The organism is Rhodoferax sp. RT4P68, from assembly GCF_056521305.1.
The window spans coordinates 62,143-81,839 of sequence record NZ_JBWMBB010000008.1; the positions used below are offsets into that span (position 1 = coordinate 62,143).

16 protein-coding genes are annotated in these 19,697 nt (G+C 67.9%); 2 read left to right on the plus strand and 14 right to left on the minus strand.

What is annotated here, in order from left to right:
- The 14 genes from AC099J_RS17865 to glpD form a co-directional block, all read right to left on the minus strand.
- A complete protein-coding gene (locus AC099J_RS17865) occupies positions 1-3,366 on the minus strand; it encodes a response regulator (protein ID WP_479616628.1) in 3,366 nt (1,121 codons plus the stop codon).
- Positions 3,367-3,704: 338 nt separating this feature from the next.
- Positions 3,705-4,412 (minus strand): ABC transporter ATP-binding protein, encoded by a 708-nt coding sequence (locus tag AC099J_RS17870; RefSeq protein WP_479616629.1) that lies wholly within the window; start codon positions 4,410-4,412, stop codon positions 3,705-3,707.
- Entirely contained in the window at positions 4,409-5,239 is an 831-nt protein-coding gene (locus AC099J_RS17875) for an ABC transporter ATP-binding protein (protein WP_479616630.1), read from the minus strand. The genes AC099J_RS17870 and AC099J_RS17875 overlap by 4 nt, the downstream gene beginning before the upstream one ends.
- Positions 5,240-5,271: 32 nt before the next feature.
- A complete protein-coding gene (locus tag AC099J_RS17880) occupies positions 5,272-7,344 on the minus strand; it encodes an ABC transporter permease (protein ID WP_479616631.1) in 2,073 nt (690 codons plus the stop codon).
- Complete coding sequence (locus AC099J_RS17885; RefSeq protein ID WP_479616632.1) at positions 7,328-8,449, minus strand: ABC transporter substrate-binding protein; 1,122 nt, start codon at positions 8,447-8,449, stop codon at positions 7,328-7,330. The genes AC099J_RS17880 and AC099J_RS17885 overlap by 17 nt, the downstream gene beginning before the upstream one ends.
- Positions 8,450-8,493: 44 nt before the next feature.
- Positions 8,494-8,985 carry a RidA family protein gene (locus AC099J_RS17890; protein ID WP_479616633.1) on the minus strand — a complete coding sequence of 164 codons (492 nt, stop codon included), beginning with the start codon at positions 8,983-8,985 and terminating at the stop codon, positions 8,494-8,496.
- Entirely contained in the window at positions 8,982-9,161 is a 180-nt protein-coding gene (locus AC099J_RS17895) for a hypothetical protein (RefSeq protein ID WP_479616634.1), read from the minus strand. Before AC099J_RS17895 ends, AC099J_RS17890 begins: the two co-directional genes overlap by 4 nt.
- A 253-nt stretch (positions 9,162-9,414) precedes the next feature.
- Positions 9,415-11,148 (minus strand): ABC transporter substrate-binding protein, encoded by a 1,734-nt coding sequence (locus AC099J_RS17900; RefSeq protein ID WP_479616635.1) that lies wholly within the window; start codon positions 11,146-11,148, stop codon positions 9,415-9,417.
- A gap of 86 nt (positions 11,149-11,234) precedes the next feature.
- Entirely contained in the window at positions 11,235-11,543 is a 309-nt protein-coding gene (locus AC099J_RS17905; protein ID WP_479616636.1) for a DUF2160 domain-containing protein, read from the minus strand.
- On the minus strand, positions 11,543-12,355 hold the full coding sequence (locus AC099J_RS17910; protein ID WP_479616637.1) for a carbohydrate ABC transporter permease: 813 nt from the start codon (positions 12,353-12,355) through the stop codon (positions 11,543-11,545). The genes AC099J_RS17905 and AC099J_RS17910 overlap by 1 nt, the downstream gene beginning before the upstream one ends.
- Positions 12,348-13,232 (minus strand): carbohydrate ABC transporter permease, encoded by an 885-nt coding sequence (locus AC099J_RS17915; protein WP_479616638.1) that lies wholly within the window; start codon positions 13,230-13,232, stop codon positions 12,348-12,350. The genes AC099J_RS17910 and AC099J_RS17915 overlap by 8 nt, the downstream gene beginning before the upstream one ends.
- Positions 13,229-14,338, minus strand: coding sequence for an ABC transporter ATP-binding protein (locus AC099J_RS17920; RefSeq protein WP_479616639.1), 1,110 nt, complete (start codon positions 14,336-14,338; stop codon positions 13,229-13,231). The genes AC099J_RS17915 and AC099J_RS17920 overlap by 4 nt, the downstream gene beginning before the upstream one ends.
- 171 nt (positions 14,339-14,509) lie before the next feature.
- On the minus strand, positions 14,510-15,592 hold the full coding sequence (locus AC099J_RS17925; protein WP_479616640.1) for an ABC transporter ATP-binding protein: 1,083 nt from the start codon (positions 15,590-15,592) through the stop codon (positions 14,510-14,512).
- Entirely contained in the window at positions 15,583-17,181 is a 1,599-nt protein-coding gene (glpD, locus tag AC099J_RS17930) for a glycerol-3-phosphate dehydrogenase (protein ID WP_479616641.1), read from the minus strand. The genes AC099J_RS17925 and glpD overlap by 10 nt, the downstream gene beginning before the upstream one ends.
- Positions 17,182-17,344: 163 nt before the next feature.
- Here glpD and AC099J_RS17935 point away from each other — a divergent pair, with 163 nt between their 5' ends.
- Positions 17,345-18,133: a DeoR/GlpR family DNA-binding transcription regulator gene (locus AC099J_RS17935; protein WP_479616642.1), complete on the plus strand. Its 789-nt coding sequence runs from the start codon at positions 17,345-17,347 to the stop codon at positions 18,131-18,133.
- Positions 18,134-18,146: 13 nt separating this feature from the next.
- Positions 18,147-19,661, plus strand: a complete 1,515-nt coding sequence (gene glpK, locus AC099J_RS17940) for a glycerol kinase GlpK (protein WP_479616643.1) — start codon at positions 18,147-18,149, stop codon at positions 19,659-19,661.
- Positions 19,662-19,697 lie beyond the last annotated feature (36 nt).

The following is a 19,697-nucleotide window of genomic DNA, read 5'->3' on the forward strand; positions in this document are numbered from 1 at the left end:
TCAGTGCACCAGCCTGGCCCGCAAGACGTCCGCTGCCCTGTCGAAATCGTAGGCATCGACCGCTTGGCGCAGGTCATCGAATCCAGCTCCCAGCGCGCGCCGCAACGGCTCGCCCTGGCTGTCGATCAATTCCAGGGCCTCCGAGTCGGCGTCGGCCAGCAGCGTCTGCAGGCGCTTCAGCAGCGCCTGCTCGGCTGCCGGGTCGGCCGCTGGGTTGACTGCCGGGTTGACCGCCTGAGGCTGGCCGGCCCGCGCCGCGTCCGCCGGCGGCAACACGCGGTCCAGGTCTTCGACCAGTTCGCGCAGCACGCTGCCTGCGCCATCGAGCGCGGCCTGCACCACAGCGGCCGGCGCCCCGTTGCGCAACGCTTGCTCCAGCGCACCGGCGCTGTCCTGCAGCAGCCGCGCGCCGATGTTGCCTGCCACACCCTTGAGCGTGTGGGCCAGCCGTTCCGCGCTGGCGTGGTCGCCCTGTGCCAGGGCCGTGCGGGCCGCGGCGACCGTGTTGCGCTGCCCGCTGCGGAACTTGTCCAGCAGCGTCAGGTACAGCGACCGCTTGCCCAGCGCGCGCCGCAGGCCGGCCTCCACGTCCAGGCCGGCCACCGGCTGCGGCAGCACCGGGCTCTCGTGGTTGTCGCCGGCCGGCGCCAGGGCCTGCGGTTCCGCAGGCCCTCCGAGGCCGGGCCGTGGGCGGATCCAGGTGGCCAGCGCACGCCACAGTGCATCGGGGTCGATCGGCTTGGAGACGAAGTCCTGCATGCCGGCTTCCTCGCAGCGCAAGCGATCGTGTTGCATGGCATTGGCCGTCATGGCCAGGATCGGCAACTGTGCGTGGCGCGCGTCGCGCCGGATTTCCCGCGTGGCGGCGACGCCGTCCATCACCGGCATCTGCATGTCCATCAGCACGATGTCGTACGGCGCGGGCGCGTCAGGGCCGCCTTCGGCGCTGGCCTGGAGGCGTTGTACGGCTTGCCGCCCGTCGCCGGCCAGGTCCACCTGGAAACCCGCGTGGCGCAGCAGTTCCAGGGCCACCTGCTGGTTCAGCTCGTTGTCCTCCACCACCAGCACGCGCGCGCCGCGCAGCGGCGCCAAGGCATGCAGCTCGGGCGTGCGCCGGTCCTGGCCGGAGACCGGCGGGTCGGCGCTCGCCACCTGGGCGCCACCCAGCATCCGCATCAGGGTATCGAACAGCACCGAGGTGCTGACCGGCTTGAGCATCAGGTGGTCGATGCCGGCCTCTTGCGCGGCGCGGATCACCTCTTCGCGGCCATAGGCGGTGACCATCACGAGCTGCGGCGCCGGCTCCAGACCCAGCGCGCGGATGCGCGAGGCAGCCTGCAGCCCGTCCATGCCGGGCATCTGCCAGTCCAGCATCACGATGTCGAAGGGCTGGCCGCGCACAGCCGCATCGCGCACCTGGGTCACTGCCTCTGCGCCGCTGTGGACGGTCTGCGCCTCGAACGTCAGGGTGGCCAGCAGTTCGCTGAGCACCTGGGCGGCGTGGGCGTTGTCATCCACGACCAGCACGCGCCGCCCGCGCAGGTCGATCTGCGGCAGCACCGCGGGAGCACGCCGCTCGCCCAGGCCGAACCGGGCCGTGAACCAGAACACAGAGCCCTGCCCGGGCGTGCTCTGCACGCCGACCTCGCCCCCCATCAGTTCGGCCAGCCTCTTGCTGATCGCCAGGCCCAGGCCCGTGCCGCCGTATTGCCGCGTCGTCGAGCTGTCAGCCTGCTCGAAGCTCTTGAACAAGCGCTTGATCTGTTCTTGCGACAGGCCGATGCCCGTATCCCGCACCTCGAAGCGCAGCGACACCTCAGGGTTGGGTGCGGTGCCGCCGGCCCCTGGACTGGGCGGGCCGATGGAATGCACGCGCACCATGATGCCGATCTCGCCCCTTTCGGTGAACTTGATGGCGTTGTTGGCGTAGTTGATCAGGATCTGCCCCAGCCGCAGGGGGTCACCGTACAACTGCTGTGGCACGTCGGTTGCGATGTTGCAGATCAGCTCCAGATTCTTCGCGTTGGCCCGGTTGGCGACGACGCCGACCACGGTGTCCAGCACATGGTCCACATCGAACGGGATGTTCTCCACGAGCAGCTTGCCGGCCTCGACCTTGGAGAAGTCCAGGATGTCGTTGAGGATGCCCAGCAGGTGCTGGCCAGACTGCTGGATCTTGCTCAGGTAGTCCTGCTGCTGGGGCGTGAGTTCGGTGCGCAGCGCCAGATGCGACATGCCGATGATGGCGCTCATGGGCGTGCGGATTTCGTGGCTCATGTTGGCCAGGAAGTCGCTCTTGGCCCGGTTGGCGGCGCCGGCCTCGTCGCGCGCCTGCACCAGCGCCGTCACGTCCATGTGCACCCCCAGAATCCGCGCGGGCTGCCCCTGGGCGTTGCGTTCGACGCGACCGATGCTCTGCAGCCAACGCTCCTCACCGTTGCGATGCAGCGCGCGGAATTCCTGCTTGAAGTTCAGAATCGATGGATCGGCGCTGATCGCGCGCGCCAGCTGGCTGACCGCCTGGCGGTCCTCGGGGTGCACGTAATCCAGCAAGTTGCGCAGATTGCCGTGCAAACCGTCCGGCGGCAACCCGTACAGGCGCTCCAGCCCGACCGTCCAGTAGCCCCTGCCGTGCGGGTCCACGTCGTACATGCCGATGCCGCCCGCTTCCTGTGCCAGCTCCAGCCGCTCGGTGGCTCTGCGCGCTTCCTGCTGGGCATCTTTCAGCTCGGTGATGTCGACCACCACCCCGACCACCCCGGCGCTGCTGCCGTCCGGCATGCGGATCGCGCCGAACGCGTAGAGCGTGGAGTGCATCCGCCCGTCGGTATAAGGGAAATCATCTTGACGGGTGCTGACGCCGCCGCTGGCGATCAGGGCGAGCTGCTCCGCGTGCAGTGACTCGCGCGTGGCCGCGTCGGCGTAGGACAGGTCCAGCACGGTCTTGCCGGCCAGATCTGCAGCAGAGGTGCCAAACGCCTCTTCGTACGCCTTGTTGCAGCCCACGAACGCGCCGTTGTTGTCCTTGTAGAAGATCGGGCTCGGAATGCGGTCGATCAACGCCCGCATGAAGGCGGACTCCCGGGCCGCCGCGCGCAGGCTCTGCCGTACGCCCAGCCCGATCAGCACGAGCCCACCGCCCATCACCAGCAGCGCCACCATCAGGTGCTGGCGCGCGCTGGCGGAGGCCATGGCGTCCAGGGGGCCGACGATGCGTTGCGAGGCCCAGGTCATCAGGAGCGCCACCAACAGCACCCAGACCAGGCCCGCGCCGATGGCCCACCGCAGCGCGGCCCGACGCGTTTGCTCCCGTGGCCCGACCGGTCGGAACGGCGCAAGGATGCGGCGCAGTGCGTTGAACTTCATGGCCATGCCTTGCCCGCAACGACGGCCAGCAAGGCCGCGCTGCGTCAAGCCGCTGCGGACATCAGGCCCGGGGACCGGGGAGGGGACGGCACCCCGGGTAGGTCTTCCGGCGAGCACACGCTGGCCGCCCTGGTCGACGTCTGCTGCGGACCGCCTACCAGTGCTCGCCCGTGCACCGGCATCGACACGCAGACCCCGACGGACCGTTGAAGAGGCCTGACTTGCTGCATTTGCACTCCGTATTGAACAGGTATTGCAAACGATCTTTCACCAATAGAGCGCAAATGTCCAGATGGTCACACCGCATCCTCGCGGGCAAACGGGCCCCTACCTCGGGTTCATCCCAGGTAGAGCTGCTGCAACCACGTCTGCGACACCTTGGAGCCGGACTCCTGCGCGACGATCTCGCCGACACGCAAGGCGTACACGCGGTCCGCCATCTGGATAGCCTCCACCGTGTTCTGCTCGACCAGCAGGATGGGCGTGTTGCGAAGACGGACCTTCTGGATCGTCTCGAGCACCAGGTCGATCATCCTGGGTGACAGGCCCATGGTCGGCTCGTCCAGGATCAGCAGCTTCGGCCTGGACATCAGCGCCCTGGCGATGGCCAGCATCTGCTGCTCGCCACCCGACAGCGTGCCGGCCTGCTGCCGGCGGCGCTGCCTGAGGATGGGAAACAGCGCGTACATGTCCTCGGCGTCCTGCGCGATGGCCTGCGCGTCGCGCCGGACGTAGGCCCCGAGCCGGATGTTTTCCTCGATGGTCAGGTCGGTGAAGACATGGCGGCCCTCGGGCACGTGTGCGATGCCCGCTCTCACGCGCTGGTCCGGCGGCATGGTGGTGATGTCCTTGCCGCCGAACAGAATCTGGCCGGCCTGGCACCGCAGCAGGCCGGAGATGGCGCGCAGCGTCGTGGTCTTGCCGGCGCCGTTGCTGCCGACCAGGCTGACGATCTCCTGGTCGCCCACGGCCAGCGAGATCCCCTTGACGGCCCTGATCCCCCCGTAGGCCACCTCCAGGCCGTGGACTTCGAGCAATCGGCTCATGGTTTCGCCCTGCCCAGGTAGGCGGCCTGCACCTGCTCATGGCGCAGCACGGCGTCGGGGGTGCCATCGACCAGCTTCTGGCCGTGGTGGAGCACGGTGACATGGTCTGCCAGGTTGCGGATCACGTCCATGTCGTGCTCGACCAGCAGGATCGCGACGCCGCGGCCGCTCACCGTGCGGATGAGCGCGCTCAGCGCGTGCTTCTCCGCCGTGTTCATGCCGGCGAGTGGCTCGTCCAGCAACAGGACCTTCGGGTCGGACACGAGGGCGCGCGCGATTTCCACCCGCCGCTGGTGGCCGTAGGGCAGGGCGTTCGCCGGGACTTCGGCGACGTCTGCGGGAAGGCCGACGAACTCGATGAGCTGCCTGGCGTGCGCAACGGCTTGGGCCTCGGCCGCTCGCGCCGCTGCGGTGCGCCCGAGCGCCGCGAAGATCCCGCCGGAGAACCCGGTGTGGCGCCCGACCAGGATCGTCTCCAGCACCGTCATCACACCGAACAGCCGGATCTTCTGGAAGGTGCGCGCCAGGCCTGCCTTCGCGGCCGAATGCGAGGACCAGTGCGCGGACGTCTGCTCACCGATTTGGACCCGGCCCGCGTTCGGGCGCCGGAAGCCCGAGAGCGCGTCCACGGCCGTGCTCTTGCCCGCGCCGTTGGGCCCGATCAAGGCATGGATGCTGTGCTGGCGCACCTGCAGGTCGAGCCGGTCCACGGCCGTGAGACCCCTGAACCTGACCGTGACGCCTTCGGCCCGCAGCGCGACGGGGCCTGGCCGGGGGCGCTGCACCGCGTCAACGTTTGCGCCCGGATCTTGAAATGTCGATGGCATGTCGTCTGGCCGTGGTGCGCGCATGGGTGGCCTCACGGCATGACGAGGCGCGGCCGTGCCCGCGCCGCGATGCCGCTGGGGCGGAACAACATGAGCACGACCAGCGCGACCCCCAGCAGGATGTAGCGCGACTCCGGATAGCTGCTGACGAAAGGAATCTGCGTCGACACCTGCAGGAAGACGATCCAGATCGCCGCGCCGATGAAGGGGCCGATCATCGTGCCCAGCCCCCCCAGCACGATCAGCATCAGGATGACGATGTTCTCGAACAGCGAGAAGCTGGCCGGGCTGATGTAGCGCTGGAAGTGCGCATAGAAGACGCCGACCACGCCGCCGACGAAACCGCTGCACGCATAGGCCAGCAGCTTGTAGCGCGTGGCCCGCACGCCCATGGCCTCGGCCGCGTCCTCGTCCTCGCGCAGCGCGACCCAGGCGCGCCCGACGAACGAGCGGACGATGCGTGCGATGCACAGCAGCAGCACGCAAGCCAGTGCCAGGGCGAGGAAGTACAGCGATCTGGCGTCACCCAGGTCCACGCCGAACAGGGCCGGCGACGGAATGCCGCGGATGCCCATGGGACCGTTGGTCAGCGAGATCCAGTTGGTCGCCACGACGCGGACGATTTCGCCGAAGCCCAACGTCATGATCGCCAGATAGTCACCGCGCACCCTCAGGGTCGGATAGCCCAGCAGGGCGCCGCACGCGGCGGCCAACAAGCCGCCCACGATCAGGTTCAGGTACAGCAGCCACCAGAGCCCCGCCGTGTCCAGCCCGAAGCGGTTCTGCAGCACGTCCACGAAGATGATCGACGTGAAGTACGAGCCCACCGCCCAGAAGGCGACGAAACCCAGGTCCAGCAGTCCGGCATAACCGACGATGATGTTTAACCCGCTGGCGAGCATGCCGTACACCAGCACCAGGACGAGCAGGCTGAGCCAGTAGTCGGACTGGATCGCGAGGCCCGCCGCAACGGCCAGGCCCAGTGCCAGCAGCTTGAACGCCGTGCTGTCGAAGAATGCCGAGGAGAACAGCTGGTCCAGCGCGCGCAAGGGCGCCTGCAGCAGCGAGCCCGCCGTGCGGCCGGGCGAGGCCATGACCAGGCTTCCTGCGGCTGCGGTGTGCATCTCCTTCTTTCCCAGGATGCCCTGCGGGCGGAACAGCAGCAGGACCACGAGCAGCGAAAAGCTCAGCGCGTCCTGGTACAGCGCGCCTTCGGGCAAGTAGCCCGCGCACAGTGATTCCGCCACACCCAGGATGAGGCCCCCGAGTGCTGCGCCGGGGAAACTGCCGATGCCGCCCAGGACGGCTGCGGTCAATGCCTTCAGCCCCGGCGTGAAGCCCATGGTCGGGCTCGCGAACTGGAACGCCTGCGCATAGAGCACACCGGCGAGTGCCGCGAACACCGAGCCGAGCACGAAGGCCACGCCGATGATGCGGTTGACCGGGATGCCGACGAGGTAGGCGGCGGTGCTGTCCTGTGCCGATGCCCGCATGGCGCGGCCTAGCGACGAATAGGACACGAAGAGCTGCAGCCCGACCATGGCCACGAAGGCGGTGCCCAACACGGCCAGGTCCGATCCCGCAATCGTCAACTGGCCGAGCTGGATCGGGGCCATGCCCGACAGGGGCGTGGCCGGAAACCGCAGCGAGCCCGGCCCCCAGACGGTTTGCGCCAGGCTCTGCAGCAGCACGGACACGGCGATGGAGGTGATCAGCGGCGCCAGCCGTGGCCCGTGGCGCAGCGGCCGGTAGGCCACGCGGTCGATCAGGGCGCCCAGGGCGCCGACGGCCAGGATGGCGAGGGTGCTGGCGGTGAAGAAGTTCAGGCCCGGCATCGGGACGACGCGTCCCAGCAGGCTCAGTTCGGGCGACATCAGGGTCAGCGTGAAGAAGGCCCCCAGCATGAACAGTTCGCCAAAGGCAAAGTTCACCAGCTTGACCACGCCGTAGACCAGGGTGTAGGCCACGGCTGCGAGTGCGTAGACAGACCCCAGCATGAGTCCGTTCACGAGCAGCTGCTCCAGGTAGGCGATGGCGGTCTCCTGGTGGTGGGTCGGATGCGGACCGCCCTGCGGTGTCTCGGCGTTCTTACTGCTTGTCGGCAAGCACGAACTTGCCGCCACGCACGGTGAAGTAATACAAGGTGCCGGTCCGGTCGCCGTTGGGCTGGAAGGAGATGTTCCCCGTCGCTCCGGGCAGGTCCTTGATCTCGGACAGGGCGACGTTGAGGCTGTCGCGGTTGACCGCGCCCTTGCCCTGGGCGAGGCTGGCCGCCTGGCCGATGGTCAAGGCCGTGTCGAAGCCCAGGGCGGCCCAGGCGTTCGGCTGCTGCTGGTACTTCGCCGCGTAGGCCGTGGCGAAATCAGCCGCCTGCCGTGAGGGTGCCGAACCCGGGTCGAACATGCCGTACACCGTCATGCCTTCCACCGCGCCGCCGCTCAACTGCATCAGCTGCGGCGACAACGAGCCGTCCGTGCCGATGAATCTGGCCTGGATGCCGAGCGCTCTGGCCTGCTCGGCGAGCATCGCCGCTTCGGTGTAGAAGCCGCCGATGAACACCGCATCGGGATTCAAGGTCTTCAGTCGCGCCAGCACCGTGCGGAAGTTCTTGATGCCCAGCAGGTAGCCGGCCTGGCCGAGCAACTTGCCGCCCGCCGCCGTGTAGGCGCTGCTGAACGCCTTGCTCACGCCGATGCCGTAGTCATCCTGCTGGTACAGGACGTAGACCGATGGCGCCCCCAGCCCTTTGGCGGCGTAGGTCCCCATCATGCTGCCCTGGATGGCGTCGGTCAGGATCACGCGCCGAAAGTACTTGTGGATGCCGCTCAGTGCCGGGCTGGTCACGGCCGTCGCCACCACCGGCATCTTGCACTTCTGCAGGATGGGGGATGCCGCGAGCGCGACGGAACTGAAGCTGTATCCCACCACGGCGCTGATCTTCGGGTTCTCGCAGAACCGACCTGCCGCCAGCACGCCGTCGTTCGCCTGGCCCCGGTCGTCCACGACGGTGGCGGTGATCTGCGGCCCGCCCTTGGATGTGAGCTCGGCGACCCCGAGGTCGAAGCCTTTGCGCATGTCCACGCCGTAAGAAGCGAAGTCGCCCGTGAGCGTGGCGGTGAAGCCGATGGTGACGGGTTCGGCCGACAGGGCGGCGCCAGAACAGGCCAGGGCAGAGCACAGTAGCGATGCGGTGATGAATGGCTTGGACATGGGTTGGCTGCTCGATCGGGTTGCGGGAACTGACTCCGTGGCGCCTAGGCGATTTCCACTGTGACCCAGGTTTCGAAGCAATAGTTGTCGGCCAGCGAGGTCACGCCGATCGTCGCGCGTGGCGCCACACCGATCTGCTCACCGAACACGTCCACGAACAGATCGGTCATGGCGCTGGCGACCAGGTGCGGTTCCTCGAAGTCGACGTCGCACGCGACGAAGTTGAGGACCCGCGCGATGCCGACGACCCGTTCCAGGTCGCCTGCGGCATTGCGGATGGCGGCCAGGCAGTTGATGCCGGTCTGTCGCGCCGCGAGCCTGGCATCGGCCACTGAAATGCTGCGTCCGACGCGGCCGGGAAAGCGGACGCTGCCATCGGCGTTCAGCCCGGCGGTCTGGCCCGAGAGCAGCAGCAGCTTGCCGTAGGCGTAGTGCGGCTTCATCCTGCCGTATTTGCTGCCGTAGTAGTTGGCGCCGACCTCGTCCAGGGGCAGTTGGATGCCCATCTGCTGCAAGCGCGATTCGATGTCTGTCATGGGTGGGACCTCATGAAGTGCGATTCAGGCGTGATGGCCGGCCGGCAGGCGTCGAGCGCTTCTGCCACGTCGTCGACCGCATGTTCCACATGTGCGAGCAGCGTGTCGAGTGCCTTGTGCGTGACGCACAGCAGCGGGCACAGGGCGATCATGTCGCCGATGTTGCGGGTGATCATGTGGCGCCGGGCCAGCGCGGCCGCCGCCAGCGTGGGCAGCTGGCCGAATTCCTGGACGTGGGCCTTGCTTCTTCAGACGCAGCCAGCTCCGCTGCGGCCATCGAGCCGACGCCGCACACTTCTGCGATCAGTGGGTGCTGGCGCAGGAGCGAGAGCCGGAATGCAACTCCCAGCGCCACTGCGCTCGCCCGATCCCCCCCGGGATCGGGAGTTGATGCGCGCGCGCGGGTCAGGCCCAGCGCGCGCAGGGGCTTCAGCGCACCTTGCCAGCCTTCCACGCATTGAGCAGCGTGTCATACGCGATCGTCTCGCCCTTGGGCTTTTCGTTCGCCAGCTTGGCCCAGGGTGCGGCCTTGTCGCTCAGGTACTTCTTCGGGTCGCCCTTGGCGTTCAGCTTGGGTGCGCACTTGGCCATGCCGGCGCGCTCCAGCCGGGCCATGACCTGGTCCATCTCTTCGGCCAGCGTGTCCATGGCCTGCTGCGGCGTCTTCTCGCCCGTCACCGCCACGGCCACGTTCTTCCACCACAGCTGCGCCAGCTTGGGGTAGTCGGGCACGTTGGTGCCGGTGGGCGTCCAGGCCACGCGGGCGGGGCTGCGGTAGAACTCCACCAGGCCACCCAGCTTGGGCGCCAGGTCGGTCATGGCCTTGCTCTGGATGTCGCTTTCGCGGATGGGGGTCAGGCCGACGATGGTCTTCTTCAGGCTGGTGGTCTTGGCCGTGACGAACTGCGCGTACAGCCAGGCGGCCGCCGTCTTGTTGGCGTCATGGCCGCTGAAGAAGCTCCAGGAGCCCACGTCCTGGTAGCCGTTCTGCATGCCCTGCTTCCAGTACGGGCCGTTGGGGCCGGGCGCCATGCGCCACTTGGGCGTGCCGTCGGCATTGACCACCGGCAGGCCGGGCTTGGTCATGTCGGCGGTGAAGGCGGTGTACCAGAAGATCTGTTGCGCGATCTGGCCCTGGGCCGGCACCGGGCCGGCTTCGCCGAAGGTCATGCCAGTGGCCTCTTTGGGGGAGTACTTCTTCATCCAGTCCACGTACTTGGTCAGCGCGTAGACGGCGGCTGGCGAGTTGGTGGCGCCGCCGCGCGAGACCGATGCCCCCTGCGGCGTGCAGCCATCGGCGCTGGTGCGGATGCCCCATTCGTCCACCGGTTTGCCGTTGGGAATGCCCACGTCGGCCGTGCCCGCCATCGACAGCCAGGCATCGGTGAAGCGCCAGCCCAGCGACGGGTCTTTCTTGCCGTAGTCCATGTGGCCGTAGATCGGCTTGCCATCGATGGTCTTCACGTCGTTGGTGAAGAAATCGGCGATGTCTTCATACGCGCTCCAGTTCAGCGGCACGCCCAGGTCATAGCCGTACTTGGCCTTGAACTTGTCCTTGAGGTCCGGCCGCGCGAACAGGTCGGCGCGGAACCAATACAGGTTGGCGAACTGCTGGTCGGGCAGCTGGTAGAGCTTGCCGTCGGGCGCCGTGGTGAAGCTGGTGCCGATGAAGTCCTTGAGGTCCAGCCCGGGGTTGGTGAACTCCTTGCCCGCGCCGGCCATGTAGTCGGTGAGGTTCATCATCTTGCCGTAGCGGTAGTGCGTGCCGATCAGGTCCGAGTCGCTGATCCAGCCGTCGTAGATGCTCTTGCCCGACTGCATGGACGTCTGCAGCTTCTCCACCACGTCGCCTTCCTGGATCAGGTCGTGCTTGACGGTGATGCCGGTGATCTCGGCAAAGGCTTTGGCCAGCGTCTTGCTCTCGTACTCGTGCGTGGTGATGGTCTCGGAGACGACCGAGATCTCCTTGACGCCCTTGGCGATCAGCTTCTGCGCGGCCTCGATGAACCATTTCATCTCGGCCGCCTGCTGGTCCTTGGTCAGCGTGGACGGTTGGAACTCGGCGTCGATCCATTTCTTCGCCTCGGCTTCGCCGGCCCAGGCACTGTGGCCCAGGGCCATCGTGGCGGCGGCGAAGGCGATTGCGTTCAAGCGCAATGTCATGAAAGTCTCCTCGGTGCGTTCCCGTTGCGAAGAAGGGCATGCGGCTGGGAAGCGACCACCGCGCGCCCGGACAAACAAACGGTGGCTCAGCCCTTGCGCATGATGAGTGCCAGCAGGGCCATGGAGGCGATGAAACTGATCCAGATCGAGGGCTCGGCCCCCAGGCCGAACCAGCCGATCATCAGCTCGCTGACGCCGACGAAGGCCAGGTTCACATAGGCGGCGGCCAGGAGGCCGATGAACAGCCGGTCGCCGCGCGTGGTGGCGATGGGCAGCCAGCCCTTGCGCAGCACGGTGGGCGATTTAAGTTCCCACACGGTCATGCCGACCAGCATGAGCACGATGCTGCAGAAGAACACGGCAACGGGCAGCGTCCAGGCCATCCAGTCGAACATCACACTCTCCCCATGGCAAAACCTTTGGCGATGTAGTGCCGCACGAACCAGATCACGATGGCACCGGGCACGATGGTCAGCACGCCGGCGGCGGCGAGCACGCCCCAGTCCATGCCCGATGCCGAGACCGTGCGCGTCATCGTCGCCACGATGGGCTTGGCGTTGACGCTGGTCAGCGTGCGTGCCATCAGCAGCTCGACCCAGCTGAACATGAAGCAGAAGAACGCCGCCACGCCCACGCCGGCCTTGATCAGAGGGATGAAGATGGTGAGGAAGAAGCGCGGAAAGCTGTAGCCGTCGATGTAAGCCGTCTCGTCGATCTCGCGTGGGATGCCGCTCATGAAGCCTTCCAGGATCCACACCGCCAGCGGCACGTTGAACAGCAGGTGCGCCAGGGCCACGGCGATGTGCGTGTCCATCATGCCCAGCGTGGTGTAGAGCTGAAAGAACGGCAGCAGAAACACGGCCGGCGGCGTCATGCGGTTGGTCAGCAGCCAGAAGAACACATGCTTGTCGCCCAGGAACCGGTAGCGTGAGAACGCATAGGCCGCCGGCAGCGCCACGACGAGCGAGATCACCGTGTTGATGGCCACGTAGATCAGCGAGTTGATGTAGCCCGAATACCAGGACACATCGGTGAAGATGGTGCGGTAGTGCGCCAGCGTGAAGTCGCGCGGCCACAGGCTGAAGACCGAGAGGATCTCCGCGTTGGTCTTGAACGACATGTTGACCATCCAGTAGACCGGCAGGATGGCGAACACCAGGTACGCCACCAGGAAGATGACGCGCTTTTTGAACCGGCGCTCAGGCATGTCCGTCTCCCGGTTGCTCTGCAGTGCCCACGCGCTGCATCCAGTTGTACAGGATGAAGCACAGCAGCAGGATGATGAGGAAGTAGATCAGCGAGAACGCCGCCGCTGGCCCCAGGTCGAACTGGCCCACGGCCTTTTGCGTGAGGTACTGGCTGAGGAAAGTGGTGGCGTTGCCGGGGCCGCCGCCGGTCAGCACGAAGGGCTCGGTGTAGATCATGAAGCTGTCCATGAAGCGCAGCAGCACGGCGATCATCAGCACGCCGCGCAGCTTGGGCAGCTGGATGTAGCGGAACACGGCGAACTTGCTGGCGCCGTCGATGCTGGCGGCCTGGTAGTAGGCGTCGGGAATGGCGCGCAGCCCGGCAAAGCACAGCAGCGCGACCAATGGTGTCCAGTGCCATACGTCCATTAGCAGCACCGTGAGCCAGGCGTGCGTGGCGTTGCCGGTGTAGCTGTACTCGATGCCCAGCTTGGCCAATGTCGCACCCATGAGGCCGATGTCAGCCCGGCCGTAAATCTGCCAGATGGTGCCCACGACGTTCCACGGGATCAGCAGCGAGATGGCGATCAGCACCAGCACGGCAGATGACCTCCACCCCGCCGCCGGCATCGACAGCGCCAGCGCGATGCCCAGCGGGATCTCCACCGCCAGCACCGCCAGCGAGAAGCCGATCTGGCGCAGCAGCGCATCGTGCAACTCATCGTCGCGCATGACGGCCTTGAACCATTCGGTGCCGACGAACACGCGGCGCTCGGGCGAGATGATGTCCTGCACCGAGTAGTTCACCACCGTCATCAACGGCAGGATGGCCGAGAAGGCCACGCACAGCACCACGGGCAGGATCAACAGCCAGGCTTTCTGGTTCAGGGGCTTCATGCGGCGACTCCGGTGGGGGCGGTGGCGACCAGCCGATCGTCGCGGTAGAAGCAGCTGTGCGGGCCGACCAGCGCCAGCCACACGTCGGTGCCCGGTTGCGGCACCGTCTGCTGCGGCGCCAGCCGGACGCGCACGGTATGCGCCTCGGCGCCCTGGCCGACCTCGGCAGCCAGCAGCCAGTAGGTGCCGATGTCCTGCGCCTGCGTGACGCGCGCCGGCACGGCACCCGGCGCCTGGGGCGCGGCCAGCCGCACGTATTCGGGCCGCACACCCAGCGTGATGGCGCCGGTATCGGGCAGCGGCAACTGGCCCGCCATGGCGTGGCCGGCCACCATCAGCTGGCGGCCGTCCCACTGCGCCGGCAGAAAGTTCATGCCCGGCGAGCCGATGAAGTGGCCGACGAAGCGGTGCTGCGGCCGCTCGAACAGGTCGGACGCGCTGCCGATCTGCACCGCCCGGCCGCGCGTCATGACGACCACTTGGTCGGCGAAGGTGAGCGCCTCGACCTGGTCGTGCGTGACGTAGACCAGCGTCAGCTTCAACTCATGGTGGATCTGCTTGAGCTTGCGGCGCAGCTGCCATTTCAGGTGCGGGTCGATCACGGTCAGGGGTTCGTCGAACAGCACGGCGCTGACGTCTTCACGTACCAGGCCGCGGCCCAGCGAGATCTTCTGCTTGGCGTCGGCCGCCAGGCCGGCGGCGCGGGTGCCGAGCTGGCCGGAGAGTTCCAGCATCTCGGCGATGCGGCCCACGCGCTCGCGGATGCGGTCGGCCGGCACGCCGCGGTTGCGCAGCGGAAAAGCCAGGTTCTCGGCCACGGTCATGGTGTCGTAGATCACCGGGAACTGGAACACCTGGGCGATGTTGCGCTGCTGCGGCGTGCGGCCGGTTACGTCGGTGCCGTCGAAACGCACGCTGCCTTGTGAGGGCTTCACCAGGCCGGAGATGATGTTGAGCAGGGTCGTCTTGCCGCAGCCCGAAGGGCCCAGCAGCGCGTAGGCGCCGCCATCTTCGAAGCACATGTTCAGCGGCAGCAGCGCGTAGTCTTCGTCGCGCTGCGGGTTGGCCTTGTACGCGTGGGCCAGGTCGAGGTCGATGCGTGCCATATCAGTTGGCGCCCGGCCGCCCGAAGCCACTGAGCGCCCCCTCGGGGGGCAGCGATACGCGAAGCGATGAGCGTGGAGGTTTCATTTCGTGAGCGCCCGGCCGCCCGAAGCCACTGAGCGCCCCCTTTGGGGGCAGCGATACGCGAAGCGATGAGCGTGGGGGTTTCATTTCTAGTTTTCTTGTGGTGCTGCAATCAGGTCGCCGGCCGTGTCGAACAGATAGGCGTGGCGCGGGTCCAGGTGCAGCGTGAGTGCATCACCCAGCCCGAACACATGCACGCCGGTCAGCTGGGCGACCAGTTCGCCAACCGGGGTGGACACATGCACGAAGCTGTCGGAGCCGGAGATCTCGGCCAGCTCGACCTGGCCCGGCAGCGCCAGGTCGCCAGGCCGCGCGTGCACCCGCAATGCGGCAGCGCGCACGCCCACCGTCAGCGGGGCTCCGGCGGGCAGGCGTTGGCACACGCCCTCGGGCAGGGCCAGGTGCACGCCGCCTGCCAGGGTGACGCCACTGCCATCGGCCGTGGCGGCCAGCAGGTTCATCGGCGGGTCGCTGAACGCGCGGGCCACGCGGATCGAGCGCGGGCGGTGGAAGACCTCGGCCGTGGGGCCGTACTGCAGCAGCTCGCCGGCATCCAGCACGGCGGTGTAGCCGCCCAGCAGCAGCGCCTCGGTTGGCTCGGTCGTGGCGTACACGACAGTGGACTGGCCAGCGGCGAAGAGCTGCGTCAGCTCGTCGCGCAGCTCTTCGCGCAGCTTGTAGTCCAGGTTCACCAGTGGCTCATCGAGCAGCATCAGCGGCGCGTTCTTGGCCAGCGCGCGGGCCAGCGCCACGCGCTGTTGCTGGCCGCCGGACAGCTCGGCCGGCAGCCGCTGCAAAAACGGGTCGATGTGCAGCCGCGTGGCCAGTTCGCGCACGCGGGCGTCGATCTCGGCCCGCGGCTGGCCGCGCAGCTTCAGGGGTGAGGCGATGTTCTCGGCCACGGTCAGCGAGGGGTAGTTGATGAATTGCTGGTAGACCATGGCCACATTGCGTTGGCGCACCGGGCGGCCGGTGACGTCTTCGCCATCGGCCAGCAACCGGCCCTGGCTGGGTGCATCCAGCCCGGCCATCACGCGCATCAGGCTGGTCTTGCCGGCCTGCGTGGCGCCCAGCAGCACGGTGACGGCGCGCGGCACCAGCGTCAGGTCCAGCGGGTACAGGTGCGTGGCCGAGCCGAGTTGCTGGCCAATGCCCGTGAGCGTCAATTCCATGGGGTCTCCGTCAAGGGGGCGGGGGCGCTGGGCTCGGACCAGTGCGTGGTGCACCAACCCGCCACGATGGCACGCTGCTCGGGGCTCAGGTGCAGGCCCAGCTTGCTGCGGCGCCACAGCACGTCGTCGGCCGTGGTCGCCCATTCGCTGCGGTGCAGGTAGTGCAGTTCGGCCTCGAACAGGCCGGGCGCGATCTCGGCGCCCAGGCCGTCCTGCAGCAGCAGGTCGATGCGCGAGCCGTAGGCCCGTGCTAGGCGCAGCGCCAGCGCAGGTGCCAGCGCGGGGTAGCGTTCACCCACGGCCTGCACGAAGCGCGCGAAATCGGTATCGGGCCGCTGCGCCGGGCCGATCCAGGTCGACAGGTCGCCGCCGGGCAGGAAGGCGCCACCTGTCCAGGCGCCACGCTGCATGCGCGGTGCCAGTGCGGGCGTCAGCAGGTCGGCGGCTTCTTCGGCCAGCTTGCGGAAGGTGGTGATCTTGCCGCCCCAGACGGTCAGCAGCGGGGCGTGCGTGCTGTCCAGGTCCAGCAGGTAGTCGCGCGTGACGGCAGAGGGGTCGCCCGAGGGGTCGCCCGATTCGTCGTCCAGCAGCGGGCGCACGCCGGCATAGGTCCACACCACATCGGCCGGGGCGACCGGCTTGGCGAAGTAGCGGCTGGCCTGGGCGCACAGGTAGTCGATCTCGCTGGTGTCGATGCGGGCGGTGCCGACGGGACCGAGGTGCTCGACATCGGTAGTGCCGATCAGCGTGAAATCGCGCTCGTAGGGGATGGCGAAGATGATGCGCTTGTCGGGGTTCTGGAAGATGTAGGCATGGTCGTGCGTGAACATGCGCGGCACGACGATGTGGCTGCCCTTGACCAGCCGCAGCGCGCGCGGCTGCGGGATGCGCGCCTGCTCGGCCAGAAACTGCGCGGCCCACGGCCCGGCGGCATTGACCAACACCTGCGCCGTGATCTCGCGCTGCGCCTCGTCTGGCCCCTGCAGGCGCACGCGCCAGTGCCCGGCCTCGCGCACGGCAGCGCTGCAGCGCCAGCGCGTCAGCACCGTGGCGCCGTGGGCGACGGCGTCCAGCGCGTTGAGCACGACGAGCCGCGCATCGTCGACCCAGCCGTCCGAGTACACGAAGCCACGCTTGAAGCGCGGCTGCAGCGCCTCGCCGGCCGGGTGCCGGCGCAGGTTGACCGTGCGTGAGCCGGGCAGCACCTCGCGGCGGGCCAGGTGGTCGTACAGGAACAGGCCGGCGCGGATCATCCAGGCCGGCCGCATGCCGGGGTCGTGCGGCATCACGAAGCGCAGCGGCCACATGATGTGCGGCGCGCTCTTGAGCAAGACCTCGCGTTCCGCCAGGGCCTTGCGCACCAGCGCGAACTCGTAGTACTCCAGGTAGCGCAGGCCGCCGTGGATCAGCTTGGTGGACGACGACGAGGTGTGTGCGGCCAGGTCGTCCTGTTCGCACAGCAGCACGCTGCAGCCACGGCCGGCCAGATCGCGGGCGATGCCGGCCCCGTTGATGCCGCCGCCGACGACGAGCACGTCATAGGCTGCGGGCGGTGGGGCCTGCACGGGTGCGGTGCGGGTGGAATCCAAGCGTTGTCTCCTGGGCTCTGGCGCGTGGTCGGCTGCGATGCTGTGACATACGCAACAGTTGGCGGACCTTGCTTTTTCGTTTTTGTTCGATTGCTCGATTAGTTGCTTCGGTTTTTAGCAAAGCTGTTCGCCAAGTGCAAGAGGGGTTGTCGCAGTGGCTGCCGTGGACAGCTTCGGTACCCTTCGGGCCATGACTCTGAACCCCCGCCAGGCCCAAGTGGTGGACGAGGTGCGCGCGCGTGGCTCGGTCTCGGTCGAGACGCTGGCCGAGCGTTTCGGCGTGACGCTGCAAACGGTGCGGCGCGATGTGAAGCTGCTGGCCGACGCCGGGCTGCTGGCGCGCTTTCACGGCGGCGCGCGCGTGCCCAGTTCGACGACGGAGAACATCGAGTATCTGCAGCGCCAGCTGCTCAACGAGGGCGCCAAGCAGCGCATCGCGCGGGCGGCGGCGGCGGCGGTGCCGCACGGCTGTTCGCTGCTGATCAACATCGGCACCACCACCGAGGCGATTGCGCGCGAGCTGCTGCACCACAAGGGCCTGCGCGTGATCACCAACAACCTGAACGTGGCGGCCATCCTGTCGGGCAACCCCGATTGCGAGGTGATCGTGGCCGGCGGCATCGTGCGCACGCGCGACCGCGGCATCGTCGGCGAGCTCACGGTGGACTTCATCCGCCAGTTCCGCGTGGACATCGGGCTGATCGGCATCTCCGGCATCGAGGACGACGGCAGCCTGCGCGACTACGACTTTCGCGAAGTGAAGGTGGCGCGGGCCATCATCGACCATTCGCGCGAGGTCTGGGTGGCGGCCGACCACAGCAAGTTCAACCGCCCGGCCATGGTCGAGGTGGCGCGGTTGGAGCAGGTCGACAAGCTGTTCACCGACGCGCCGCCGCCGGCGCTATTCCCCACGCTGCTGGACCAGGCCGGGGTCGCCTGTGTGATCGCATGAAAGCCACCGCTGTATGACGACCAAGAACTTTCTACTCGCGCTGGACCAGGGCACCAGCAGCTCGCGCAGCATCGTGTTCGATGCCGGGGGCCGGCTGGTGGCCATCGCCCAGCGCGAGTTCCGCCAGATCTACCCGCAACCGGGCTGGGTGGAGCATGACCCGATGGAGATCTGGCAGAGCCAGCTGGCCACTGCGCACGAGGCGCTGGCCAAGGCCGGCATCGCTCCGACCGACCTGGCCGGCATCGGCATCACCAACCAGCGCGAGACCACGCTGGTGTGGAACCGCAAGACCGGCGTGCCGATCTACAACGCCATCGTCTGGCAAGACCGTCGTGCCGAGCCGACCTGCGCCGCGCTGCGCGAGGCCGGGCACGAGCCGACCTTTCGCGCGCGCACGGGTCTGGTCATCGACGCCTATTTTTCGGGCACCAAGCTGCAGTGGATCCTGGACCACGTGGACGGCGCGCGCGCCGCGGCCGAGCGTGGCGAGCTGGCCTTCGGCACGGTGGATACGTGGTTGATGTGGCAGCTGACCGGCGGCGCCGTGCATGCCACCGATGTCAGCAACGCCGCCCGCACGCTGATGCTGGACGTGCACCGCAACGCGTGGGACGAGGAACTGCTGGCGCTCCTGCGCGTGCCGGCCGCGCTGCTGCCGACGGTGCACCCGTCCAGCCACGTGTTCGGCCACACGCAGGCGGCCGTGTTCGGCGTGCCGGTGCCGATCGGCGGCGTCGCCGGCGACCAGCAGAGCGCGCTGTTCGGCCAGGCCTGCTTTCGGCCCGGGCTGGCGAAGAACACCTATGGCACCGGCTGCTTCATGCTGATGCACACGGGCACGCGCTTTCTGCAGTCGGCCAACGGGCTGATCACCACCTCGGCCGCGCAGCTGCAGGTGCCCGGTGCGGTGCCCGAATTTGCGCTGGAGGGCAGCGTGTTCATCGGCGGGGCCATCGTGCAGTGGCTGCGCGACGGACTGGGCGCCATCGAGTCGAGCAGCCAGGTGCAGGCGTTGGCCGAGAGCGTGCCCGACAGCGGCGGCGTGCTGGTGGTGCCGGCCTTCACCGGGCTGGGCGCGCCGTATTGGAACCCCGACGCGCGCGGCGCCATCGTGGGCCTCACGCGCGGCAGCACGGTGGCGCACATCGCCCGTGCCGCGCTGGAGAGCATTGCGTTTCAGAGCGCCGCGCTATTGCAGGCCATGGGTCGCGACGCTGCGGCCGATGCCGGCTTTGCCGGTGTGACCGAGCTGCGCGTGGACGGCGGCGCCTGCGTCAACGATCTGTTGATGCAGTTTCAGGCCGATCTGCTGGGCATCCCTGTCGTGCGTCCGCGGGTGATCGAGACCACGGCGCTGGGCGCGGCGTATCTCGCGGGCCTGTCGTGCGGCGTCTACGGCGGCCTGGACGAGTTGGCCGCCCAGTGGCAGGTGGAGCGCCGCTTCGAGCCCGCAATGTCGCGCGAGCGTGCGCAGCAGCACATGCAGCAGTGGGAGCGGGCGGTGCGCCAGACGATCGCGACCTGAGCGCAAGCGGCGCGTCCATCCTGCGGATTGAGGATG